Raw genomic sequence first — 23,645 nt, 5'->3', positions numbered from 1 at the left:
AACTCTTATCTTCTTGAAACAGAGGAGTGGAAATAGATGATTCGACCATTATTTTTAAACCATGGTTCACCTATGCTGGCAGTGGAAGAAAGTGATTACACAGCATTTCTCCAAAAAGCGGGACAAGAGATACGTCCAAAGGCAATCGTTATTTTTACGGCCCATTGGGAAAGCCAGGTTCTTACGGTTTCATCGGTAAACGGCACATATGATATGATTTACGATTTTGGCGGTTTTCCGCAGGAACTGTATGAGATTCAATATCCTGCTGAGGGATCTGTACAGCTTGCATCTAAGCTGCAAACTATGTTTGCCGCAAAAGGAATTCCGACTCGAAAAGATATTGCAAGAGGGCTGGATCATGGATCTTGGGTGCTTTTATCACGCATGTATCCCAAGGCGGATATTCCTGTTGTGCAAGTTTCCGTAAACCCGTATTTGCCGCTGGAAGAGCAGTGTAAGATTGGGGAAGCGATGCAAGGGTTAGGTGAAGAAGATATTCTAGTCATCGGCAGCGGTGCAACGGTTCATAATTTACGGGCGCTGTATTTCGGTCAAACAACACCTGAGCCTTGGGCAGTCGAATTTGATGATTGGATGATTGAGAAAATCATGGGGCAAGATACTGCTTCTTTATTTGCTTATAAGGAACAAGCGCCTCATGCCCGCATTGCCATTCCGAGGGAAGAGCATTTGGTACCGCTCTTTATCGCGATGGGGAGCGGGAATTCTGATAGAAAGCCGGAACTGCTGTTTCGGGGAAAATATGAGTTTGGCACATTTAGTTATACGTGCTTTGCATTCTAAAAGCGATTTATGATGAAAGAAGCCCCAAGCTGTAAGCAGCTTGGGGCTTCTTTGTGAAAATGATAAGAAATTTTATCGTGGGGAGAGATTAAAAGACGTGCAGAGGCGGTCAAACCTTTGTAGTGGTTTATGCAAGGGTAAACCAGAGAGAAGAAGTATACCATACTCCCTTTTGGTTGCACATCGCACATGGACATGTCGAATTTATAATTCACTCATATATAGTTACTTTTCTTCTTTTGAGTATCATGCTCGCAGCATACGACAAACAAACGAATCAACTTGTATGTTTCGTTAAAAACATAGGAAGGACGTCTTAAAAGAGTTGGACCGTTACTACACGCAGCAGGCGCACTATGCCCATCTAAAAAAACTGAGCACTCCCGTGCTCAGTTTTTCTTATATTACTTCTTAAAGCGATACGGAACAGTCGTCACAATTACACCCTTTTTATGCAGCAAATAAGTGCGCAGCAATACACTGGATTGATTGTGCAAAATGTTATGCCAGCTTTTTTTTGTGATAAACTGCGGAATTACAACAGTTACCGTATAGTCATTTTCTTCTGCCTTTGCCTCAATCATGTTAATTAAACGTATGAGAGGGCGGGTAAGCTCACGATAAGAAGAAGAGACGGTCACAAGACGTATATCCGGTTTCCACTTCTCCCATTTCTCCTTCATTTGTATTTCGCTTTCATGATCGGATGCCACGTATACGGCAAAAACATAATCTCCTATAGATTCCGCATAGTTTAACGATTGTTCTACAACCTTTGTAATGCCGGCAACCGGTACAACAACAACATTGCCTTCAATTTTTTCCGGCGTTTCCGATGGATTCAGACGCAATTGTTCTCCCACATCATCATAGTGATTTCGAATGCGATGAAAGATAAAGACGATAATCGGCAAGAAAATAAGGATAGACCACACTTGACCAAATTTTGTTAAGAACAAGATGATTAAGACAGTTAAGGTAATAAGTGCGCCCAAAAAGTTAGTGAGCATTTTGCCCATCCAGCCTTCTGGTTTTTCACGCAGCCATTTTAAAGTCATGCCTGTTTGCGATAAGGTAAACGGAATGAATACCCCGACAGCGTATAACGGGATAAGCTGTTCCGTTTCGCCTTTAAAAGCGATAATCAGTACAATAGACGCAAGACCGAGCGTGATAATGCCGTTTGAATATCCTAAACGGTCTCCGCGCATCAAGTACATGCGCGGCATATACTTGTCAGACGCGAGATTGTACGCGAGCAGCGGGAATGCGGAAAAGCCTGTGTTGGCAGCTAATACAAGGATGAGTGCAGTTGTGCCCTGTACAAAATAATACATAAAGTTTCGGCCGAACACATCGGCTGCAATTTGAGAGACAACTGTCTCGTCAGCTTTTGGCGCAATGCCATACCAGTAAGCCAAGAAGGTAATGCCAGAAAATAGGGCTGCCAAAATTCCTCCCATCATTACTAGTGTTGTCGCCGCATTTTTGGCTGCCGGCTCTTTAAAGTTCGGAATCGCGTTTGAGATAGCTTCCACACCGGTCAGTGCCGAACAGCCGGATGAAAATGCGCGCAGCAATAAAAACAGCGTAATCCCTGAGACAGCTGTGCCAACTGGTGTGTGCACATCCGCCGGCACTTGTCCGGTAGCGATCCGATACATACCGAAACCAATTAACACGATAAGCGCCAAAACAAACAAATATACAGGATAGGCAAGCACAGATGCTGATTCTGTCACACCGCGCAAATTCAAAATGGTAATGAAAATAACAAAAACAATTGCAATTTCTACTGTGTACTGATGAAGACTCGGGAATGCTGAGGTAATTGCGTCCGTGCCGGCTGACACGCTCACCGCTACCGTTAAAATATAGTCTACAAGCAAAGAACCGCCCGAGATAAGACCGGGGTTTATCCCCAAGTTACTGCGAGAGACGACGTAGGCGCCGCCGCCATGAGGGTACGTATAAATAATTTGACGATACGATAGAATTAAAGCAACAAGCAGAATCAATACGCCTACAGCAATCGGCAAAGAGTACCAAAACGCAATTGTTCCTACTGTTGCCAGTACAAGTAAAATTTGTTCTGTACCGTATGCGACAGAGGAAAGAGCATCCGAAGACAAAATGGCCAACGCTTTCAGCTTGGTCAGCTTTTGCTCGCCCAGTTCAGTTGATTTCAGCGGTTTTCCAATGAGAAAACGCTTTAAGGAAGAATACATGTTAGCACCACCATTATGTAAAAGTTCATGGGAATTGTACCATTATTTGATAAGCAAGGATAGAAAAACTTTTTGCAGTAAATATTTTTATGGTAGAGCTATATACAAATGAATAAAAAACCGTCTTTTTATAGGAGGGAGAGATCAAAAGACGTGCAGAAGCGGTCAAACCTTTGTAGTGGTTCATGCAAGGGAAAACCAAAGAGAAGAAGCATGCAATAATCTCTTTTGGTTGCGCAGAGCACATGGAAATGTCGAAATTATAATTCACTCATATATAGTATGTGCTTTTCAACTGAAATAACTATAGGGAGCAAGAACTGCTTGATTGAGAATATTAAATGAACCTTCTCCTCTTGTTTACTATACCCATCTATGGAAAAACGCCTGCTCGGTAAAATTAGGTACTAGCATTATTCGTTAAATAGCAAAAAAGGAACGGATCGCCCGTTCCTTTTTGTTTGGAAAAGCAGAAGAAGACTAGTTTTATTGTGTACCTTGGGATCCTGCAGGGGTATTTCCAGTTCCGTTGCCATTACCTTGAGTTCCTCCAGGCGTTCCTCCAGGCGTTCCTCCAGGTGTTCCTCCAGGCGTTCCGCCAGGTGTTCCTCCAGGCGTTCCTCCAGGTGTTCCTCCAGGTGTTCCTCCAGGTGTTCCTCCAGGTGTTCCGCCAGGCGTTCCCCCGTTATTTTCTGACTGTTTCTCTTCTTTATCTTTTTTCTCTTTCTCCTCTTTGTCTTTTTTCTCTTGCTCTTCTTTGTCTTTTTTCTCTTTCTCCTTTTTAACTTTTTCATCATCATCTTCTTTTCGAGCTTTTTCTTCCTCCGGCTTCTTCAATTCTTCTTGTCTCTTTTGTAAATTGTCCTCTTGTTTCTTTTGTTTTTCAGTTTGTTGTTTAAAGTCTTTACCTAGAAGAGACAAATCAAACGATTTAGCAGGAAGTGCTTTCGCAGACCTTGCGATAATTTCTTTAAAAATGACCGCAGATGTGCCGCCGCTTGATGAGGAAAGGTAGTGAGCCGCGTCTGTTTTCTCATACCCAAGCCAAACAGCGCCTACTACTTGCGGCGTATACCCGACAAACCAGTGATCCTTTGCAGCGTCCATACCGGCAATCGGAAGCTGTGTTGTGCCGGTTTTACCTGCAATTTCCCGGCCTGAAATTCTTGCTTTTGTACCTGTTCCCTCATTTACAACGCCTCGTAGCATATACGTCACTTTTTGAGCTGTCTCCGGTTTGATCACTTCTGTCTTTTTCTTTTTCCACTTGGCAATCGTTCGCCCGTCTGCATCTTCGATTCGTTGAATGGCATGTGCTTCTACCATTGTCCCGTTGTTCGGAAAAGCGGAGAAAGCTTGTGCCATTGCCAGTGGAGACGTACCCTCGCTCATACCGCCAAGCGCAAGTGCCGGGTTGTAATCTTTCTCGTCAAGTTTAATGCCGAAGCGTTTTACCGAATCTGTTGCGTATTGGAGTCCTATCTTTTGGAACAGCCAAACAGCTGGTACATTAAGGGAATCAATCAACGACTCGTACATCGTAGCTTTCCCGCGGAATTGCTTATCATAGTTAAGAGGCTGATAACCGTTAATGTTAAGAGGTTTATCTTCTAGTGTATCAAAGACATCATAACCTTTTTCTAAAGCAGGTGCATATACAGCTAACGGTTTCATGGAAGAACCCGGCTGACGCTTCAGCTGCGTAGCAAAATTAAATTGCCGGAATTGATATTCGCCTCTTCCGCCGATAAGTGCCTGAATGCCCCCTGTGCTTGGATTGATGAAAACGGCACTGCTTTGCAGAAGCTGATCCTTCGTGCTTTTAGGAAATAAGGCACTGTTTTTGTATACGTCTTCTGCGGCCTGCTGTATCGTCGGATTCAATTCTGTGTAAATATGCAGACCGCCTGAGAGCACCTCGTTGGGAGTTAAGTCATATTTGTTGATTGCTTCATCAATAATATGGTTTACATAATGCGGATATGTTCCGTTATAGCTGTTATCTTCCTTTTTAGCGAGTGCAACGGTTTCGCTCTTTGCCTTTGCTAATTCACTTTTACTGATATAACCTTCATTTTTCATCAAGCTCAATACAACGTCTCTGCGCTCTTTCGATTTTTCCATGTTCTTAAAAGGCGAAAGCGTAGAAGGAGCCTTAATCAATCCTGCCAATGTTGCACATTCACTCAGGGTCAAATCGCTGGCATTTTTTCCAAAGTATGTTTGAGCCGCACGCTGAATACCCCATGCACCTTCCCCGAAGTAAATTTGGTTTAAATATCTTTCCATGATTTCATCTTTGGAATAGGTGCGTTCAATTTTTTTCGTTAAAATAAGCTCTTTGAACTTTCTCGTATATGTACGTTCCTGCGTTAAGAAAGCATTTTTTGCCAGCTGCTGCGTAATGGTGCTGCCGCCTGCGACGATTTCACCGCTGAGCGTATTTTGCACCAAGGCCTTAGCAACACCGAAATAATTAATCCCGCCGTGCTTATAAAAGCGTTGATCTTCTGTAGCGACAACGGCGTGAACCATATCTTTTGGAATCTGCTTCAGACTGACTCCTTCAATGTTGGAAGCAGAAACTTCACTTGCGACCTTGCCTTTTTGATCATAAATAATGGTCGGCTGCGGTGCTGGTGTGTTCAGCTTGCTTACATCGCTTGTCCAGATGAAAATATTCAGAATCAGCAACCCTAAAAGCATAACTCCGATAGCCGACGAAGTAATTTTAAACCACAAACCTTTTGAAAATGACAGCTGCCATTTCTTTTTTGAAGCTTTTTGCTGCTGTCTTCTTTCCATTCTCCCCATATTAAGTACCACCTTTTTTTGTATATATGTGTTTGGTTGCACAATCTATATTGTTAAATAGGAAAGGGTTATAGTCAATAGAATGTTAAAAGAGGACAAATCCATGCTTTTATAAAACATGTAGACGGCTATTTCTTGCTTGTCAATCTTGGCCATTACAGCACTCATTATACAGAAGAGAAAGAAGTCCAAAGGGAAGCTTGAATAAAAGATATCTTGGCAAATATTGAGTCCATGATTTATGATGAAATCCATATAACATACTTACTGAAGCAGCCTGTCTTATACATTGAAGCAGGTTTATTAAGCCTATAGAGGTGAAGAGCAATGAATGGGGAACATACGCCCTTCCAGCGAAGAACGCCGGAAGAATATCTGGAAGAAATAAGAAAGATGCAGCGAGGGAAATTAAAGCTGTATGTCGGAGCAGCTCCGGGTGTCGGGAAAACGTATAAAATGCTCCAAGATGCGCACGATCTGCAAAAAGAGGGAGTCGATGTCGTCATCGGACTGATTGAGACGCACGGCCGTGCAGATACTGACAAACAGCTTGGCGAGCTGGAAAGAGTTCCTTTAAAAGAAATCAATTATAAGGGAAAAGTGCTTTATGAAGTGGATACAGAAGCTGTAATTAAACGTGCTCCTCAAGTTGTGCTGATTGACGAATTGGCGCATACGAATGTACCGGGATCGAAGAATAAGAAACGGTACATGGATGTTGAAGAAATTTTAGAAGTGGGCATCGATGTCCTTTCTGCCATGAATATTCAGCATCTTGAAAGTGTTCATGATATTGTACAGCAAATTACAGGCGTGGCTGTGAGGGAACGGGTACCGGACTCAGTTTTGCAAAAAGCGACTGAAATTCAGCTCATTGACGTAACGCCGGAAACACTGCAGAAGCGTTTATCAGAAGGAAAGATTTATAGAAAAGAGAAAATCCGGCAAAGTTTAAATAATTTTTTTACGATAACAAATTTAGGCGCTTTACGTGAACTTGCTTTACGTGAAGTAGCGGATGATGTGGATGAGAAAATTTTGCTTCCGCAGGAACTGGAAGACACGGGGCCAATCGGCATTAAGGAGCGGATTTTGGTCTGCGTGCAGTATGGTTCCACGGCCGAAAAGCTCATTCGGCGCGGAGGGCGCATGGCAAGCCGGTTAAACGCTGATTTATATGTGCTGAACGTCAGAATGGAAGGCGGGGATTTCAACTCCGCAAGCAGGAATCAAACTTTGCAGGAATGGGAGGCGCTTGCGAAGCAGTTCGGTGCGATGTTCATCGCGGAGCCGTCGCGCGGGAGAAAGCCGGCTGATGTCATTATTGATATTGCCATCGAGCATAAGGTGACGCAGGTTCTCCTCGGTCAATCAGCCCGAACGCGTTGGGAAGAAGCGACGAAGGGATCTATCGTTAATGCAATTATGAGAAAAACGAAGAATATTGATATTCATATTGTAGCTGACAGTCGGAAGTAACCATTCAAGTTATATCAGTATATATATTAAAAAGACATGTTGCGTATATATCAAAATGTATTATAGTTGTTTACTTTTCAGAATCGAAGAGTAATATAGCTTTCATAATTTATTTTGTGATGTCTGAAAACGCGAAGGAGCACCCCTCTTTCGCGTTTTTTTACTTAAGGAGGAGCTTTTTATGACGGAGGATAAAGGGTTCATATTGGTTTGTGTGGGGGATGAACAAAAGCAGCTTGCCTGCATAGCTTGAGAGAGCATGCCGAGCATATAATTATTATGACAACATACAAATCGATTGAATGGACAGCAAATGAGCTGGGATTTCAGCATGTAATTCGCTGTACGAAAAATCCGCAGGCGCTGCTATACACACCGGAGCCTATCTCTAAGGTCATCGTACTGAGCGACATGCTGCCGACAATCAGCTTTTTCGTGGAATTAGTTCGCTTTAACTTGAATGTTCCAGTTACTCTTGTAACACATAACAGGCAATATTCTATTCAACTTTATAAAACGATTGGAGCAAAATATGTTGTTTACACAAATTGCGACAACGTTGTTCTATTTTTTCTGAACGAAGCGAAGAGTTGAGCAGGGGGGAATATACATGAAGGAGCCGTTAAGGATATTGTTATACAGTGATGTAGTTCAGAGGTGGGCTTTGTCGTATGAACGGGTACAGGAGCTGGCAGAAATACACTCGGATTTTCCGAAGCCGGCTATGGTCTTGCCTAATGGAAATATACCCCTATATTTGGAGAAAGACATCATAGAATACGAGAAACGGCATCAAGAACTGTTGCACATTTGCTTTCGAGGCAGAAGCATTCGAACATTCTTTTACCAATTGGAAAATTAAGTGAATAAACTTTCGATTTTGAAGGATATATAAATGTAAGCGCTCTAAAGTAAATTTTTTATTTTTACGAAAAAATCTCTTTACAAGTAAAATTTGGAGGAGTATATTTACTTTCATAAATCACAAATGAATTTACCAAAGCAACCTTTTATCGCTGAGTCCATTAGGAACGGGGGACCCAATTTTGTGCTAAGCACTTGGGGTGAATCCTTCTTTAGTGAAGGTAGGGCTACTTCCAAGGCCCGAATCCGACAGCTAACCTCGTAAGCGTTTCGGGAGGGGGTCTACTTTCGTGTCGGCTTTTAAAGAACACTGAGTAACCTCTCAGTGTTCTTTTTTGTGTTCTTAATGGTAAAATTTTACATTTTAGGAGGTTGTCATGTTAGATGTAATTATGGTGAGCGCATTTATTCTGCTGACGGCATCTATGGTTGGATTGGCAAAATGGTCAGATAACGTAGTGAAGGAAGGGAAAAAGCAATGATCATATTGTTGGGAATCGTTGCAGCAGTCACGGTGTACCTAGTATATGCATTACTCAATCCAGAGAAGTTTTAGATAAGGAGAGACACAAAAATGACTTGGATAGCAGTCGTCATTACCATTGCGTTATTTATTATTCTAGCAAAACCGATGGGGACGTATTTAGAAAAGGCACTACGTTCTAACAGTCCCCGCATAAACAAGGTGTTCGGCTGGATCGAAAAGCCAATTTTCAAAATAGCCGGCATTACAGGCGGCAATCAGAGCTGGAAGCAATATGCGGTTTCTTTAGTTCTATTAAACTCATTTATGATTGTCGTTGCTTATTTCGTTTTCCGTTTGCAAGGTATTCTGCCGCTAAATCCAATGAAGATAGCCGGTATGGAACCTACATTGGCATTCAACACAGCAATCAGCTTTATAACGGATACAGATTTGCAGCATTACAGTGGAGAAACCGGTGCTTCTTATCTTACGCAAATGTTTCTTACATTCATGATGTTCGCAGCGCCTGCAACCACGCTGGCATTAGCCATTGCATTTATTCGCGGCTTGGCGGGTAAAGAGCTTGGTAACTTCTTTGTAGATTTCACTAGATCCATTACACGTGTATTGTTACCGATTGCGTTACTAACATCGTTCGTTTTTGTAGCGTTTGGCGTGCCGCAAACATTTGATTCAGCTGTAACGGCACAAACAGTCGAAGGTGCGAAGCAAGTTATTCAGCGCGGACCTGTTGCTTCCTTCTTATCTATTAAAGAATTAGGGAACAACGGCGGCGGATTCTTTGGAGCCAACTCAGCGCATCCGTTTGAAAATCCAACTGCTTTAAGCAACGTTTTACAAATGATTTTGATGATGCTTCTTCCGACTTCCTTGCCTTTCACATATGGCAGAATGGTTGGAAACAAAAAGCAAGGACGCATCTTATTTGTATCCATGCTGATGCTGTTTCTGATTGGATTTGGAACGCTTGTTACCGCTGAATTTTCCGGAAACCCGGTATTGAATGATTTAGGCATTCAGCATGATCAAGGAAGCATGGAAGGAAAAGAGGTTCGATTCGGAACAGTCTGGTCCGCTTTGTATACGACAGTGACAACAGCCGCAGAAACAGGAGCGGTTAACACAATGCATGACACGTTAACGCCAATCGGCGGCATGATCCCTCTTGTAAACATGATGCTGAACACAGTATTCGGCGGGGTAGGGGCTGGTTTTATCAACGTCATTATGTATGCGATGATTGCAGTCTTTATTTCAGGATTAATGGTAGGACGTACACCAGAATTTCTTGGTAAGAAAATAGAGGGAAAAGAAATGAAGCTTATCGCGGTAACGCTCCTTTTCCAACCTTTGTTAATTCTTGGCGCATCTGCCATTGCATTCTCAACATCTTTAGGAACAGATGCTATATCTAATCCAGGGTTTCATGGATTAACTCAAGCAGTCTATGAATATACTTCATCTGCAGCGAATAATGGATCAGGCTTTGAAGGTTTGGGAGATAATACACCTTTTTGGAATATTTCAACCGCAATAGTAATGTATCTAGGTCGTTTCTTCGGACTTGTTACAATGCTTGCAGTTGCAGCGTCATTAAAAGAAAAAAGATTGGTGCCAGAAACTGTGGGTACATTCCGCACAGACAACAGCTTGTTTGGAGGAATCTTTGTCGGTACGATCTTTATAGTTGGCGCATTAACATTCTTTCCAATCTTAGTATTAGGACCAATTGCTGAATTTCTCACTTTGAAGTGATGGAGGATTAGACATGAGTAAATCATCTGTATTAATAAAAGAAAAAGAAGAAACTCGTCCTTTTTCTACTGTAAGAGAAGCCGAAGGAGGAGCTGAAATACGGCAAGCGAAGACAATGGATTCTGATATCGTAAAAAATGCTTTAAAACAGTCTTTTACAAAACTGAATCCAAGAACGATGGCAAAAAATCCAATCATGTTCGTGGTAGAGATCGGTTTCATCATTACTCTTGTGCTGGCATTCATGCCGAGCGCTTCAGAAAATCTGCCTGGTTGGTTCAATATTACTGTGTCCTTAATCCTTTTAGTCACGGTTCTATTCGCGAACTTTGCAGAAGCATTGGCGGAAGGACGCGGGAAAGCGCAGGCTGACTCGTTGAAGCAATCGAAAAAAGATGTTTTTGCAAATGTTTTGAAGCAAAACGGCAGCATTGTACAGGTTGCTGCAACAGATCTGCGCAAGGATGATATTGTTGTCGTGAAACAGGGAGAAATGATCCCAAGTGACGGAGAAGTAATTAAAGGCTTGGCGTCAGTAGATGAATCCGCTATAACAGGTGAATCCGCACCTGTTATTAAAGAAGCGGGCGGTGATTTCAGCTCTGTTACAGGCGGAACGTTGGTAGTGAGTGATGAAATTACAATTCGTATTACAAGCAATCCAGGTGAATCCTTCCTTGATAAGATGATTTCTTTAGTAGAGGGCGCACAACGTCAAAAAACACCGAATGAAATTGCGCTTAACACAGTATTGACGAGCTTAACATTAGTATTTTTACTTGTTGTTGTAACGCTTCCTGTATTTACAAAGTATCTTGGTTTTACTATTGATACAGCAGTTCTTGTGGCGCTTCTTGTCTGCTTGATTCCAACGACAATCGGCGGTTTATTATCCGCTATCGGTATTGCGGGTATGGATCGTGTAACGAAATTCAACGTCTTGGCGATGTCCGGTAAAGCAGTAGAAGCCGCAGGGGACATCAATACAATCATCCTTGATAAAACAGGCACGATTACATTTGGTAACCGCATGGCGCATAACCTTGTACCAGTAGTAGGAGAGAAAGCAGAAGAGCTTGCAAGGTGGGCAGCAGTGAGCTCCTTATTAGATGAAACGCCAGAAGGGCGTTCAGTTGTAGAATATGTTGTAAATAAAGGATTTCTTTATAATGCGAATGTAACAGAAGGTGCGGAATTTGTTCCATTTAAAGCTGAGACACGCATGAGCGGCATGGACTTGCAAGACGGCACAAAGGTACGTAAGGGCGCAGTAAGTGCTGTAATAGAATGGGTGAAGGAACAAGGCGGCACAATTCCGCGAGACTTGAATCAAAAGGCGGACGGAATTGCAAAAGAAGGCGGTACGCCGCTGGCTGTAGCTGTGAATAATAAAATCTGTGGATTGATTTATTTGAAAGATACGGTTAAACCGGGTATGCGCGAGCGTTTTGAAGAGCTTCGCCGCATGGGTATTAAAACAATTATGTGTACAGGTGATAACCCGTTAACAGCCGCAACAATTGCAAAAGAAGCCGGTGTCGATGAGTTTATTGCAGAATGTAAACCAGAAGACAAGATTGCGGTTATTAAAGCAGAGCAAGCAAAAGGAAAATTAGTAGCCATGACAGGTGACGGAACAAACGATGCCCCGGCTCTTGCACAAGCCGACGTTGGTCTTGCGATGAACAGCGGTACTGCGGCTGCAAAAGAAGCGGCAAACATGATTGACTTGGATTCCAATCCGACGAAAATTATTGAAGTGGTCGCAATCGGCAAGCAGTTGCTGATGACACGCGGTGCTTTGACAACATTCAGTATCGCAAATGACGTAGCGAAGTATTTCGCGATTATTCCAGCAATGTTCACAGCTGCAATTCCGCAAATGGACGCTTTGAATATTATGGCGCTGCACTCTCCGCTATCTGCGATTTTATCGGCATTGATTTTCAATGCCGTCATTATCCCGCTGCTCATTCCGTTGGCGATGAAAGGGGTAGCATATAAGCCGATGAGCTCAAATGCGCTATTGAGCCGTAACCTTTTCATTTATGGATTTGGCGGTGTAATTGTTCCGTTCGTTGGCATCAAAATCATCGACCTGCTAGTTGGCTTGTTCGTATAAGCGGAAAAAGGAGAAATGAAAGATGGAAAATAAGCAAAGCATATTCTCACCCGTCCTTCGATTGACAGCTGCAACGATTGTATTATGCGGCCTTGTATATCCGGCTGTTGTGACAGGAGTGGCGCAAGCAGTTATGCCTGATAAAGCAGACGGAAGCCTGATTTACAATAGTGAAAATGAAGTTGTCGGTTCTAAACTGATTGGTCAAAACTTTCAAGACCCGAGTTATTTCCATGGACGTGTTTCAAGCATTGAATATAAATCTGAGGCATCTGGTTCTAACAACTACGCACCATCCAACCCGAATTTGTTAGAGCGTACGGAAGAAACGATTCAAAAATGGAAGGAGCAAGATCCAACTGTACCAGTTACTGAAGTGCCGATAGATCTTGTGACGAACTCCGGTTCCGGTTTAGATCCGCATATTAGTCCAGAAGCGGCATATGTACAAATTGAACGTGTGGCAAAATACACAAATATTTCAGAGGAGAAATTGAAGGATTTAATTAAGAGTCATATTGAAGAACCTGAACTTGGCATGTTTGGTCAAGAAAAGGTGAATGTACTGGAATTGAATCTTGCGTTACAGAAATTAAAAAAATAAGTTGATTTCCCCCAGTTGCAAAACTGGGGGATTTTTAGAACAAGGAAATCGATGAAAAGGCGGGATTGAATGAGGTTGAATGTGAAAGGCGCGGACGGAGTACAGTTGTTTCAAATTGTACAAATACAGGGAGACGATGGTTTGTACGTTGTAACAGGCTTCAAACTTGAGCGGACTTGTCACATAAGAACAGAAATGCCTAAGGTTGAGTATGTTATGCTTACACAATTTCAGAGAGATGAAGCACAAGGAGGATTTTTGGTAGGAGACCCCTGTGTCTATAAGATAAATCAAATTATATCTCTGTGAATGAAGAGTTTCTTCCTATTTATATAGTAGTTTTTTAAAATGGGTTATGTTTTCTTAAGAGAAAGTTAAGGAATGCCTCCCATAATAGGTTTATCCAAATCGAACAAGGAGGAGTCATTGTGGAGCAAACCTCACAAAAATTCATAAAAATGCTGTTGGTTATCAATCTGGTTCTTAGCTCTGTCGCTGTAATCGGAGTAGGCTATTTAGTTTATAAAGACAGTAAAAAAACAAATATTACGAGAATGAATCGTAATGGAGGATGGCCGACGATACAGGGCGGCGTCAATAAACAAAATCAGCAGGAGCAGCCAGCTCAAAGCCAATAAATGAAAGGGGAATTATCATTTTGAAAAAGTGGATTGCAATTATAAGTATTGTTTTAATTGTTGGCGGTGCAGGAGCATGGTTTATGCTGAAAGGTAAATCGCAAGCGGCAACGACGAGAGTGGCAGCCGTGGCTGTGCAAAAAGGAAAGCTAGATGTAAAGGTAAGCGCGTCGGGCTCTATTCAGTCTGTAACAAATACAGATGTGACGGCAGATACATCTAAAGTGGTAGACGAGGTGCTTGTGTCTGCGAATGAGGATGTAACGGCCGGGCAGAAGCTCGTAACCTTTACAGATGGAAGCGATCCTATTACAGCACCGGCAGACGGTACCATTACGTCAGTAGGTGTAAAAGCTGCGGATCATTTAACACCAGGAAAGGTTGTTGCGCATCTTACGAACTACAAGCAATTGCAAACCGTAATTCAAGTAGATGAGCTCGATATTCCGAAGGTGCAAGTAGGACAGACTGTAAGCATAAAAGCAAGTTCGTATCCGGATGAAGCATTTACGGGTAAGGTAACAGCAGTAGCTAAAGAAGGTACAGTTTCTAATGGTGTTTCTACATTCGATGTAACGATTGGAATTGATGATGCGAAAAGCTTAAAAGTAGGAATGACAGCGGAAGCTAGCATTTTGACAGAAAGTAAAGACAATGCTTTATACGTTCCGGTTGCAGCCGTACGTACACAAGGCAACGAGAAAGTTGTACTGGTTCAAGCGTCTTCTTCAGATGGAAGCGGGACAGCTGTACAACGGAAAGTTGTGAAAACAGGCATTCATAATGAAGATTATGTAGAGATTACAGAAGGACTTACAGAAGGGGAACAGGTACAATTGCCTGCAGTTGTAGCAACAACAGGAAATAATACAAGACAAGGCATGAGACAAGGTGGAATGAGCGGCTTTGGAGGCGGAAGTGGCTTTGGAGGTGGCTTTGGCGGTTCAGGGCGCACTGGCGGAACGGGTACAAGAGGAGGACAATAATGAAAACACCTATTATTCAAATTAAAAATATGGTGCGTTCATACGAGCTGGGTGGCGAAACGGTCATGGCACTCAGAGAAGTTTCTCTTGATATTTATAAAGGTGACTTCATTTCCATTATTGGACCTTCTGGTTCCGGGAAATCCACTTTTATGAACATGATTGGCTGCTTGGATCGCCCTGACTCAGGACAATATCTTCTCGATGGAGAAGAAGTCGGGGAAATGAACGACAACAAGCTTGCTTCGATTCGAAACGAGAAAATCGGATTTATCTTTCAGAATTTCAATTTGCTGATGAAGCTGACGGCGCTGGAAAATGTGGAGCTTCCTTTATTATATCGAGGACTGGGAACGAAAGAACGGCGCAATATTGCTTACGAATGCTTGGATAAAGTTGGGCTTCGCGACCGGGCGCAGCACTTGCCGAACCAGCTTTCGGGCGGACAGCAGCAGCGTGTTGCCATCGCACGGGCACTTGTTGGAAATCCTCCTATTTTGCTGGCAGATGAGCCGACAGGAGCATTGGATAGCAAGACAAGTGAAGAGATTATGCAGGTAATGAAGGATTTACACAAGCAAGGTCATACGATTATTTTAATTACACATGATTTGGAAGTCGCACAGCAAGCAAGTCGGATCGTTCGTATTCAGGATGGACAGCTGTATGAAAATGGGGGTGATTGGTTTGGGTCTCACGCAATCTATCAGGATGGCGCTTCGGAGTATCAAAGGTAATAAAATGCGGGCATTTTTGACAATGCTCGGCATTATCATAGGAGTTGCGTCTGTCATTGTTCTTATCTCGATCGGGCAAGGATCCAGTAAAGCGGTCGCAAGCCAAATCAATAGCCTCGGCACGAATTTGATTACAGTCAATGTAAATAACTCTGAGATCGCAAAGCTTTCAGCAGAAAAAGCAGAGAAGTTCAAAACGATTGAAGGTGTGAAGGCGATTGCTCCTGCTGTATCTGGTCGTGTGAATGTGAAAAATGGAAATACTTCTACACAGGTATCCTTGACTGGAACAAATGAAGCATACCAAACGATACGAGATATGCAGGTAACACGGGGACGCTTCATCACGGATATAGATGTAGAATACAGACAAAAGATTGCTGTGCTAGGCTCCAATACGGCACAAACCCTATTCGGATTTTCCAATCCGGTTGGACAGTCGGTACAAGTGAATGGAGCATCTTATAAAGTGGTGGGCGTCCTTGCTTCAAAAGGTGGGTCGCTTGGACAAAGCGGGGATGATGTTATCATCATGCCGTTAAGTACGGCGCAGCGCGTTGTGAAGAATATGAACGTACAGTCTGTATATATCCAGGCTAAGAGCGAGGGGCAATTGAACTTTGTAATGGCACGAGCTCAAGGGATTCTAATGGGAATGTTCCCGAACAATCAAGACAGCTACAGCGTATTCAATCAGCAAGATTTAATGAATACGGTGAGCTCTGTCTCGAATACAATGACGATGATGCTCGGCGGCATCGCAGCCATCTCCTTGCTGGTCGGCGGCATCGGCATTATGAATATTATGCTTGTGTCCGTTTCGGAACGAACAAAAGAAATCGGAATACGAAAAGCGATCGGTGCAAAAAGGAGAGATATTTTATTGCAATTTCTCATTGAAGCAATTGTGCTGAGCGCATTAGGCGGATTAGCGGGTGTTGGTATAGGTCTTGCGGTTGCGAAAATCTTTTCAGCTGCAACAGGAACAGCCATTGCATTCTCTACGTCTGTTACGTTGCTTGCTTTCTTATTCTCTTTGGCAATCGGTATTTTATTCGGTGTGTTTCCAGCCAATAAGGCGTCCAAGCTGCATCCGATTCAGGCACTTCGTTACGAATAAGAAAAATGAAGCGTTCGCGTGTTGCGGCCGCTTCATTTTGTTATTATAAGAAGGAAAGGGGCGAGAAGTTATGCGATTGTTAGCGGTAGAAGATAATAAGGCATTATTGCAGTCCATTCAGCAAATGTTGGAAGGCGAATTTGAGGTGGACTGCGCAACGGACGGAGAAGAAGGGCTATTTCTGGCTCTGCAAAATATTTATGATGTCATTTTGCTTGATGTGATGCTTCCTGAAATGGATGGTTTTGAAGTGATTCAAGCGATACGAAGCGAAAACATTAAAACGCCAGTGCTGTTCCTTACTGCTAAAGATTCATTGGAGGATCGGGTGAAAGGTTTGGATTTTGGAGGCGATGATTATTTGGTCAAGCCGTTTCAAGGGCCTGAACTGCAAGCCAGAATCCGTGCTTTGTTAAGAAGAAGCGGCAGCTTAACGACGAGTCAAACAATCCAATATCAAGATATTGAATTGTTCGGTAAAGAAAAAGATATCCATGTGAGCGGGCAGCCTATTAAGCTTACATTAAAGCAATATGAGGTGCTGGAGTATTTGATTCAAAATAAAGGCGTCATTTTAACGAAAGAGCAAATTTACGACCGCGTATGGGGATTCGATTCTGATACGACAATTGGCATCGTAGAGGTCTTCATGCATCATCTTCGCAAAAAGCTGGAGCCGTTCGGCTATCATAAAGATATTCAAACGATTCGCGGTGTCGGATATATGCTGAAGGAGCAATAGAGTATGTTCAGACGCACGCATATTCGGCTTACCCTTATCAATTCTTTGGTTTTTATTATATTGATCGGTGCGTTAGGCTTCGTTATTTATTCTTACACTGATAAGCGTTTATATAAAGACGTGGATAGGGCAATTTTAGAGACGGCAGGGCGATTAGAGAGTATAAATTCAGCGGACCATCCAAATCAAGCTGAACGATCAAATCAGCTCGGTCATATGGATCGAGGTCCTAAAGGCTTTGGATTTTCGAGAATGGATCCTCGTATAGACATTATCAAGTGGAACGAACAAAATCAGCCTGAGTATTCAACGCCGAATTCCTTTTTGTTTGAGCAAAACGAAGCTGCTATTCAGCCTAAAGTGTTTAACGAACTATACGACGTAAAAGTGGAAAAGTATTTTTTTCGCACATATGCTGTAAAGGTACAAACAGAAAGCGGGGTTGTTACGTATCAAGTTCTTCGGAATGTGAATTCGGAACAAGAGCTGCTTAAGCACCTGCTGATCATTATGGTGGTCGGGTGCGGTATTGGAATTATTTGTGCGGTCGCTGCAGGATATTTTCTGGCGGGACGCGCTCTTGTACCGATACAAAAGGCTTGGCAGAAACAGCAGCAGTTCGTATCTGATGCATCGCATGAATTGCGTACGCCTTTAGCGGTTATACAGTCAAAAGCTGATGTGCTCTTTCGGTCTCCAACATCCACGGTTCAGGAGAAAGCAATTGATATTTCTATTATTGCAAATGAATGCCGCCGATTGGCTAAGCTTGTTGCAAATTTGCTTACGCTCGCACGTTCGGATTCAAACGAGCTAGAAATGGAGAAAAAAGAGTTTTTCCTGGATCAGCTCCTGCATGAACTTGTAGAGCATTATGAGGAGATTGCAGCGTATCAAGAAAAAACGCTTCAATTACAAACCTCTTCAGACATACGCTTTATAGGGGATAAGGAAAGAATGCACCAGCTTCTGGTCATTTTACTTGATAATGCAATGAAGTATACAGAAGCGGGGGGAGAAATTTTACTCCAATGCCAGCAAACAGCTTCTTCCATTACCATTCGTGTGCAGGATAACGGAATCGGGATAGCAGAAGAAGAAATTCCAAAAATCTTTGATCGTTTTTATCAAAGCGATAAGGCACGTACTATGTCAGAGGGAGCTGGATTGGGCCTTTCTATCGCAAAATGGATTATCGAAAAGCATCACGGGAAAGTGAAGGTTTACAGCACGATTGGTGAAGGAACGAGCTTTGAAATCGTGTTTCCGAAACATCAAAGAGTATAATTTGCACGCTGCATGATGGCAGTGTGCTTTTTATTTTTTAATTCTGTCTTAAGAAAAAGTTAAGGAATGGTGTTCATAATAAGCTTATATGATAACAAAGCATACATCGGAGGAAATCTAAACGTAATCAGAGAACGGAGGAAGGAATATGAGGAGAAAAGCATGGTTTCGGTATATAGGTGTGACGCTTTTATTGTTTGGCATTCATATCCTCGTAGCAAATATCTTCGGTTCTAACTAAAGTTCTCAAACAAGAGAAGACAGCACAGAAATGCAGGTGTATAAATCTGTAAGGCAAGAGGTTGAAAACGAATTTATCCAGCAGGAGGACGGAAAGGCTGCTTCTCAAAAAATAGGATGCTCCCTTTATTCAACAGCTTCCGGAGCTGGAAAGAGGTTGTGAGGTTATAAGCCTGACCATGCTGCAGTATGCAGGCGTTTCGATAGATAAAATGACCTTAGCTGAAGAAATCAGCAAGGTACCGTTTCGGAAGGGTGATTTTCACAGAAATCCGAATGACGGGTTTGTAGGAGATATGTGCATTTTCTGAGTCGGGCTACGGTGTGTATCACAGTCCTGTTTTTCAGTTGGCAAAGCGGTATTTGGGTGATAAAGTACAAGATTTAAGCGGGAAAAACATAGATGATATTTATGCAGCTTTGCAGGCGGGAGCGCCCGTTTGGGTCATTACAAATGGAACCTTTGCCCCGCGGCTGCATTCGAGGTGTGGGACACCAAATCAGGAGAAGTTTCCATTACGTATCGTGAGCATAGTGTTGTAATTGTCGGTTATGATGAGAATCATATAGTAACGATCCGCTCGGAGAAGAGCCGCGTACGGCAGTTGATAGAAAAGAATTCGAAGAGGCGTGGGTGCAAATGGGCAGTCAAGCTATTAGCTATGTGACAATATAGGGCTAAAAGAGAAAAAATTTCATGTTAATGAGAGCTCTTTGACATTTAACTGACATGTTAAAAGGATAAACTAAAAAAATAAGGAGGGAATATCATGAAAAAAAGGGCAATCTGGTTCTTTGCGGTTTCTATGTTTGCAATCAGTCTTGCTGGCAGCATCGATGTATGGGCGCAGCAGAAAGAGTCAAATTCCCATACTGTATCATCGAACATACAGCAGACAGGTACAGCTGTAAGCGATAAATCCGTTCAACAGAAAGCAAAGGAGCTGGGCATCCAGACAGAGGGAAAAGACAATTTAATATTAGAAAAAGAGATTAACGAGACAGAAGTGAAAAAGGAAGCGAAACAGCTTGGGATTGATACAGAAGGCAAAAGTTTGGCAGAGCTGTTTGAAGCGATTTATAAGACAAAGCTGAGAAAAGAAGCAGAAGGGCTCGGTATTTCCACGGAAGGAAAAGAATCTACCGCTTTAATTCAAGAAATTAATAATATAAAAGTATTGAAAGAAGCGGAGAATCTTGGAATTGTTACAAAGGGGAAAGCGGTATCTGATATTGCAGATGAAATATATGGAACAAAAATTAAGAAAGAAGCGGAGCAGTTGGGAATTCAAACAGACGGAAAAGATTTGGAAGCATTGGTTAAAGAAGTGGGGCAAACGAGAGTTGTCAAGGAAGCAGACGAGCTTGGAATTGATGCCTATGGAAAAGATGTATTTCAGCTTGTAAAGGAAGTGCGTGAGAAGAAGGTTTTACAAGCCGCAAAGGAATTGAACATCTCCGCCAAGGGAAAGAGCATTGATGAGCTTGCGCAAGAAATTGCAAAACAGGATCAGGAAAAGGCGAAGAGCTTTGAACTTTCTCCTTGGGCGGACTCTTCAAATGAATCTTTATACTATTATTTGCTGCCGGACGCTGGGAGCGAATAAGAAAAGAGGCTGCAAATTCAGCCTCTTTTCCTTAGATTTTAAAGCGTATGCGGATTACGCCGGACTTTTTCAATGATTCGTATAAGATAACAAGAGACGGACCAAGGAACAAACCGACAAACCCAAGCAGCTTAAAGCCAATGTATAGACTGACTAAGGCTGCAAGCGGAGAAATACCCATGCTTTTTGAATATACCTTCGGCTCGATAATTCTGCGTACGACTGTCATTACCGCAAACAGAATGAGCAATCCAATCCCGAGTGTCTGATTGTCCTGTAAAATAGAAACAACAGCCCACGGAACAAGCACGGATCCCGTTCCTAAAATCGGTAGAATATCGACAACAACAATCAAAAGAGAAAGCAATGCAGTATACGGAATATTTAAAAGCCATAATCCGATATAAGCCATGATGAATGTTAAGATGCTTAAAAAGAACTGGGCTTTAATAAAACCGATTCCTGCACTGCTCAATTGACTCATTACAAGATGAAACTTATGCTTGGAGGTTTCTGTAAGATAACTCTCCAGTTTTGTCTTTAAGCGCGGAAGTTCCAAGCTGATGAGGAACAAGGCGACAAGGTAAATTAAGAACTCAAGTAAAAACCCTGGGACAACAGCGACAAATCCGATTGTTCCTTGAATGAGATTTTTTGCGAGCAAGTCTAAGGAATTGATGCTATTCTCCAAAGCTCGTTCCACGGAAGACAGCACTTCATTCGGCAGTGTTTCAGAGTATTTATGCCAGCTGTTACTCATCGACAGAATTGTTGTAGAATAAAACTCTTTTCCAAAAGTCGGAGCTTTATGGGATAAAGAGACGATTTGTTTGAAAATCGTGTGTATCATAAAATAACCGATCAATGCCAATGAAGCTAGGTAAAGAATAAACGTTGTCAAAACAGCATATAAACGTGAAAATTGTCCGTGCTGCTGCAGTCTTTTGACAACACCCTCTAATAAAATAGCTGTCAGCAAAGCAAAGATAACAGGCAAGCTATATGGAATCAAAAAGATAATAATAACTACTAATAAAGCAATAAATACCCATTTCTTCCACATGAAAAATGTTCTCCTTTCCTTCTCTCGCCCCAAAGGGCCTTTTCGTTCTTTTCTCTATTATTATTCTTTACGAAAATAAGATGAAATGTATCTTCATTTTTTCAGCAGCTGTATAAACAATAATTATTAATAAAATATAAAACTGTAACGTTTGACTGTACGCTTTTATATATGATACCATAAAATTACTTTTATAATAAAGGAGGCGGCTTCATTGGGAACGGATACCGAATCGGAGAGTTGGCTGAGCTGGCTCAAGTTTCGAAACGAACCATTGATTATTATACGAATTTAGGACTTTTGGCTGCGCACCGTTCGGATTCTAATTATCGTTATTATGATAAAAGCGCGGTCAATGTACTGAATTTCATTGAACAATGCAAAAAAATGCATATGCCGCTTTGCGAAATTAAACAATTATTGGAACGGAAGCAAACTAACGTTGACGCGAATCATTCGGTCGCTGAGCAAGTTGATGAAATTTCTCGCCACATTCAGAAGCTTGAGCAGGAGTTGTCTCACTTAAAGCCGCTTTTGGACGGATTAACAGATGATCAGCGTCAAACGATGATGAAATATGTATCAGGAAGAGCAGCAACATTGATGCAAACGCTCGTTTTATTTTTAGGATAAACATATAAACAAGATATGAGAGGATAACCATTATAGGAGGTGGATACCTTAGTTCATTGGACTAAGGGGATTGCTTGGACATATTTAATTTAGTCATGGTAGCGTTTTTAATCGCTCTCACAGGCTTTTTCGTAGCAGCAGAATTCGCAATTGTAAAAGTGCGCAGCAGCCGTATTGATCAGCTTGTGGCAGAGGGAAAACGCGGGGCTTTAGCCGCAAAGAAAGTAACAACGAACTTGGATGAATATTTATCAGCGTGTCAGCTTGGCATTACTGTCACAGCACTCGGTCTCGGTTGGCTTGGGGAACCGACAGTACATCATTTATTAGAGCCTGTGATGAAAAGTTTAAGTTTGCCAAGTGCCGTTGCAAGCACTTTATCTTTCATTATTTCGTTCGCGCTTATTACGTTTTTGCACGTTGTAATAGGAGAGCTTGCGCCAAAAACATTGGCAATCCAAAAAGCGGAGCAAGTAACTGTATTGTTTGCAAAGCCGTTGATGATATTTTACAAGGTAGCTTATCCTTTTATTTGGGCTTTGAATGGATCAGCGCGTTTTGTTACTGGGGTATTTGGCCTTAAACCAGCTTCTGAGCATGAAGTGGCTCACTCGGAGGAGGAATTGCGCTTAATTCTTTCTGAGAGCTATGAAAGCGGAGAAATTAATCAAGCAGAGTTTAAATACGTAAACAACATCTTCGAATTTGATAATCGCATTGCGAAGGAAATTATGGTGCCGCGAACAGAAATCATTGGTCTTTATGCTGAAGATCCTGTAGAAGAGCACATGAAAATCATTCAAAGCGAAAAATATACGCGCTATCCGATTTTTAAGGAAGATAAAGATGATATTATCGGTATGGTGAACGTGAAAGACTTTTTCATTCGTTATATGAATGGAAAGAGTGAAGAGCTTGCTTCCATCCGTAATTATATGCGTCCGGTGATTGAGGTTATGGAAACAATTCCAATTCATGATCTCCTGCTGCAAATGCAGAAAAAACGAATTCCGATGGCGATTTTGTATGACGAGTACGGCGGCACAGCAGGACTTGTGACTCTTGAAGATATCCTGGAAGAAATTGTAGGGGAAATTCGGGATGAATATGATGAGGATGAGCATCCTCCGATTCAGCATATTAACGAATATCATAAAATCGTGGATGGCAAGGTGCTTGTCAGCGATATTAACGATTTGTTCGGCTTGCATATGGATGAGGAAGTAGTTGATACGGTCGGCGGCTGGATTATGATGCAGAACCACGAAATAGAAGAGGGAAAATCTGTAGAATCGGGCGACTATGAATTTAAGGTTCTATCAAAAGACTCCCATCAAATTAAGAGAGTGGAGATTCGTAAGATTAAGGCGGAAGAGCAAGCGGCAACTATATAGTTGCTGCTTCTTTTATACATAATGCCAAAAGGAGATAA

The 23,645-nt window shown here is 42.2% G+C and carries 22 protein-coding genes, 1 pseudogene and 1 riboswitch; of the genes and pseudogenes, 20 read left to right on the top strand and 3 right to left on the bottom strand.

Annotation, left to right across the window (positions count from 1 at the left end; translation table 11 throughout):
• Positions 1 to 36: 36 nt before the first annotated feature.
• Complete coding sequence (locus tag H540_RS0108785) at positions 37 to 807, top strand: DODA-type extradiol aromatic ring-opening family dioxygenase (protein WP_028400318.1); 771 nt, start codon at positions 37 to 39, stop codon at positions 805 to 807.
• Between the two features lie 404 nt (positions 808 to 1,211).
• On the opposite strand, the gene H540_RS0108780 is transcribed toward H540_RS0108785, so the two are convergent.
• On the bottom strand, positions 1,212 to 3,035 hold the full coding sequence (locus H540_RS0108780; protein ID WP_028400317.1) for an APC family permease: 1,824 nt from the start codon (positions 3,033 to 3,035) through the stop codon (positions 1,212 to 1,214).
• Positions 3,036 to 3,521: 486 nt separating this feature from the next.
• Positions 3,522 to 5,849, bottom strand: coding sequence for a transglycosylase domain-containing protein (locus H540_RS29295; protein WP_081415072.1), 2,328 nt, complete (start codon positions 5,847 to 5,849; stop codon positions 3,522 to 3,524).
• A gap of 327 nt (positions 5,850 to 6,176) precedes the next feature.
• Between H540_RS29295 and kdpDN the strand changes: the two genes are divergently transcribed.
• The 17 genes and pseudogenes from kdpDN (at position 6,177) to H540_RS29280 (ending at position 20,517) form a co-directional block, all read left to right on the top strand.
• Positions 6,177 to 7,328 (top strand): KdpD-like non-kinase potassium sensor, encoded by a 1,152-nt coding sequence (gene kdpDN / locus H540_RS0108770; RefSeq protein ID WP_028400316.1) that lies wholly within the window; start codon positions 6,177 to 6,179, stop codon positions 7,326 to 7,328.
• Positions 7,329 to 7,607: 279 nt separating this feature from the next.
• Entirely contained in the window at positions 7,608 to 7,922 is a 315-nt protein-coding gene (locus H540_RS34465) for a hypothetical protein (protein ID WP_245592199.1), read from the top strand.
• 16 nt (positions 7,923 to 7,938) lie between these two features.
• The gene (locus tag H540_RS0108760; protein WP_028400315.1) at positions 7,939 to 8,190 is read left to right on the top strand and encodes a hypothetical protein; all 252 of its coding nucleotides are present in this window, start codon (positions 7,939 to 7,941) and stop codon (positions 8,188 to 8,190) included.
• A gap of 142 nt (positions 8,191 to 8,332) precedes the next feature.
• A riboswitch (cyclic di-AMP (ydaO/yuaA leader) is annotated at positions 8,333 to 8,474 on the top strand.
• A 95-nt stretch (positions 8,475 to 8,569) separates the two neighbouring features.
• The gene (locus tag H540_RS0108755) at positions 8,570 to 8,674 is read left to right on the top strand and encodes a hypothetical protein (protein ID WP_028400314.1); all 105 of its coding nucleotides are present in this window, start codon (positions 8,570 to 8,572) and stop codon (positions 8,672 to 8,674) included.
• Positions 8,671 to 8,748, top strand: coding sequence for a K(+)-transporting ATPase subunit F (kdpF, locus tag H540_RS31965; protein ID WP_081415074.1), 78 nt, complete (start codon positions 8,671 to 8,673; stop codon positions 8,746 to 8,748). Before H540_RS0108755 ends, kdpF begins: the two co-directional genes overlap by 4 nt.
• 18 nt (positions 8,749 to 8,766) lie before the next feature.
• Positions 8,767 to 10,434: a potassium-transporting ATPase subunit KdpA gene (gene kdpA / locus H540_RS0108750; RefSeq protein ID WP_028400313.1), complete on the top strand. Its 1,668-nt coding sequence runs from the start codon at positions 8,767 to 8,769 to the stop codon at positions 10,432 to 10,434.
• A gap of 13 nt (positions 10,435 to 10,447) precedes the next feature.
• Positions 10,448 to 12,556 carry a potassium-transporting ATPase subunit KdpB gene (gene kdpB / locus H540_RS0108745; RefSeq protein WP_028400312.1) on the top strand — a complete coding sequence of 703 codons (2,109 nt, stop codon included), beginning with the start codon at positions 10,448 to 10,450 and terminating at the stop codon, positions 12,554 to 12,556.
• A gap of 22 nt (positions 12,557 to 12,578) precedes the next feature.
• Positions 12,579 to 13,160 (top strand): K(+)-transporting ATPase subunit C, encoded by a 582-nt coding sequence (gene kdpC / locus H540_RS0108740; protein ID WP_028400311.1) that lies wholly within the window; start codon positions 12,579 to 12,581, stop codon positions 13,158 to 13,160.
• Between the two features lie 69 nt (positions 13,161 to 13,229).
• On the top strand, positions 13,230 to 13,469 hold the full coding sequence (locus tag H540_RS0108735; protein WP_028400310.1) for a hypothetical protein: 240 nt from the start codon (positions 13,230 to 13,232) through the stop codon (positions 13,467 to 13,469).
• Positions 13,470 to 13,588: 119 nt separating this feature from the next.
• On the top strand, positions 13,589 to 13,798 hold the full coding sequence (locus H540_RS0108730; RefSeq protein WP_028400309.1) for a hypothetical protein: 210 nt from the start codon (positions 13,589 to 13,591) through the stop codon (positions 13,796 to 13,798).
• 20 nt (positions 13,799 to 13,818) lie between these two features.
• A complete protein-coding gene (locus H540_RS0108725) occupies positions 13,819 to 14,784 on the top strand; it encodes an efflux RND transporter periplasmic adaptor subunit (RefSeq protein ID WP_028400308.1) in 966 nt (321 codons plus the stop codon).
• Complete coding sequence (locus tag H540_RS0108720; RefSeq protein ID WP_028400307.1) at positions 14,784 to 15,521, top strand: ABC transporter ATP-binding protein; 738 nt, start codon at positions 14,784 to 14,786, stop codon at positions 15,519 to 15,521. The genes H540_RS0108725 and H540_RS0108720 overlap by 1 nt, the downstream gene beginning before the upstream one ends.
• Entirely contained in the window at positions 15,451 to 16,641 is a 1,191-nt protein-coding gene (locus tag H540_RS0108715; protein ID WP_245592198.1) for an ABC transporter permease, read from the top strand. Before H540_RS0108720 ends, H540_RS0108715 begins: the two co-directional genes overlap by 71 nt.
• A gap of 70 nt (positions 16,642 to 16,711) precedes the next feature.
• Entirely contained in the window at positions 16,712 to 17,383 is a 672-nt protein-coding gene (locus H540_RS0108710; RefSeq protein WP_028400305.1) for a response regulator transcription factor, read from the top strand.
• A gap of 3 nt (positions 17,384 to 17,386) precedes the next feature.
• Positions 17,387 to 18,670, top strand: a complete 1,284-nt coding sequence (locus H540_RS0108705) for a sensor histidine kinase (RefSeq protein WP_028400304.1) — start codon at positions 17,387 to 17,389, stop codon at positions 18,668 to 18,670.
• A gap of 356 nt (positions 18,671 to 19,026) precedes the next feature.
• Positions 19,027 to 19,586, top strand: a pseudogene (locus H540_RS29285) (C39 family peptidase); the annotation flags it as partial.
• Between the two features lie 94 nt (positions 19,587 to 19,680).
• Positions 19,681 to 20,517, top strand: a complete 837-nt coding sequence (locus tag H540_RS29280; RefSeq protein ID WP_051317038.1) for a hypothetical protein — start codon at positions 19,681 to 19,683, stop codon at positions 20,515 to 20,517.
• Positions 20,518 to 20,548: 31 nt separating this feature from the next.
• Here the strand turns inward: H540_RS29280 and ytvI are convergent, their stop codons facing one another.
• On the bottom strand, positions 20,549 to 21,580 hold the full coding sequence (gene ytvI, locus H540_RS0108680; protein ID WP_028400302.1) for a sporulation integral membrane protein YtvI: 1,032 nt from the start codon (positions 21,578 to 21,580) through the stop codon (positions 20,549 to 20,551).
• Between the two features lie 213 nt (positions 21,581 to 21,793).
• Here ytvI and H540_RS0108675 point away from each other — a divergent pair, with 213 nt between their 5' ends.
• Together H540_RS0108675 and H540_RS0108670 are read left to right on the top strand one after the other, a co-directional pair.
• A complete protein-coding gene (locus H540_RS0108675; protein ID WP_081415070.1) occupies positions 21,794 to 22,213 on the top strand; it encodes a MerR family transcriptional regulator in 420 nt (139 codons plus the stop codon).
• A 74-nt stretch (positions 22,214 to 22,287) separates the two neighbouring features.
• Entirely contained in the window at positions 22,288 to 23,607 is a 1,320-nt protein-coding gene (locus H540_RS0108670) for a hemolysin family protein (RefSeq protein ID WP_028400300.1), read from the top strand.
• Positions 23,608 to 23,645 lie beyond the last annotated feature (38 nt).

The organism is Ectobacillus panaciterrae DSM 19096 (assembly GCF_000430785.1).
GTDB lineage: Bacteria > Bacillota > Bacilli > Bacillales > Bacillaceae_G > Ectobacillus > Ectobacillus panaciterrae.
This window is presented reverse-complemented; position numbering and strand designations above follow the sequence as displayed.

Coding starts and splice junctions, on each gene's coding strand:
- H540_RS0108785 (WP_028400318.1), top strand. CDS start 37: ATGATTCGACCATTATTTTTAAACCATGGTTCACCTATGCTGGCAGTG.
- H540_RS0108780 (WP_028400317.1), bottom strand. CDS start 3,035: ATGTATTCTTCCTTAAAGCGTTTTCTCATTGGAAAACCGCTGAAATCA.
- H540_RS29295 (WP_081415072.1), bottom strand. CDS start 5,849: ATGGGGAGAATGGAAAGAAGACAGCAGCAAAAAGCTTCAAAAAAGAAA.
- kdpDN (WP_028400316.1), top strand. CDS start 6,177: ATGAATGGGGAACATACGCCCTTCCAGCGAAGAACGCCGGAAGAATAT.
- H540_RS34465 (WP_245592199.1), top strand. CDS start 7,608: ATGACAACATACAAATCGATTGAATGGACAGCAAATGAGCTGGGATTT.
- H540_RS0108760 (WP_028400315.1), top strand. CDS start 7,939: ATGAAGGAGCCGTTAAGGATATTGTTATACAGTGATGTAGTTCAGAGG.
- H540_RS0108755 (WP_028400314.1), top strand. CDS start 8,570: ATGTTAGATGTAATTATGGTGAGCGCATTTATTCTGCTGACGGCATCT.
- kdpF (WP_081415074.1), top strand. CDS start 8,671: ATGATCATATTGTTGGGAATCGTTGCAGCAGTCACGGTGTACCTAGTA.
- kdpA (WP_028400313.1), top strand. CDS start 8,767: ATGACTTGGATAGCAGTCGTCATTACCATTGCGTTATTTATTATTCTA.
- kdpB (WP_028400312.1), top strand. CDS start 10,448: ATGAGTAAATCATCTGTATTAATAAAAGAAAAAGAAGAAACTCGTCCT.
- kdpC (WP_028400311.1), top strand. CDS start 12,579: ATGGAAAATAAGCAAAGCATATTCTCACCCGTCCTTCGATTGACAGCT.
- H540_RS0108735 (WP_028400310.1), top strand. CDS start 13,230: ATGAGGTTGAATGTGAAAGGCGCGGACGGAGTACAGTTGTTTCAAATT.
- H540_RS0108720 (WP_028400307.1), top strand. CDS start 14,784: ATGAAAACACCTATTATTCAAATTAAAAATATGGTGCGTTCATACGAG.
- H540_RS0108715 (WP_245592198.1), top strand. CDS start 15,451: ATGAAAATGGGGGTGATTGGTTTGGGTCTCACGCAATCTATCAGGATG.
- H540_RS0108710 (WP_028400305.1), top strand. CDS start 16,712: ATGCGATTGTTAGCGGTAGAAGATAATAAGGCATTATTGCAGTCCATT.
- H540_RS0108705 (WP_028400304.1), top strand. CDS start 17,387: ATGTTCAGACGCACGCATATTCGGCTTACCCTTATCAATTCTTTGGTT.
- H540_RS29280 (WP_051317038.1), top strand. CDS start 19,681: ATGAAAAAAAGGGCAATCTGGTTCTTTGCGGTTTCTATGTTTGCAATC.
- ytvI (WP_028400302.1), bottom strand. CDS start 21,580: ATGTGGAAGAAATGGGTATTTATTGCTTTATTAGTAGTTATTATTATC.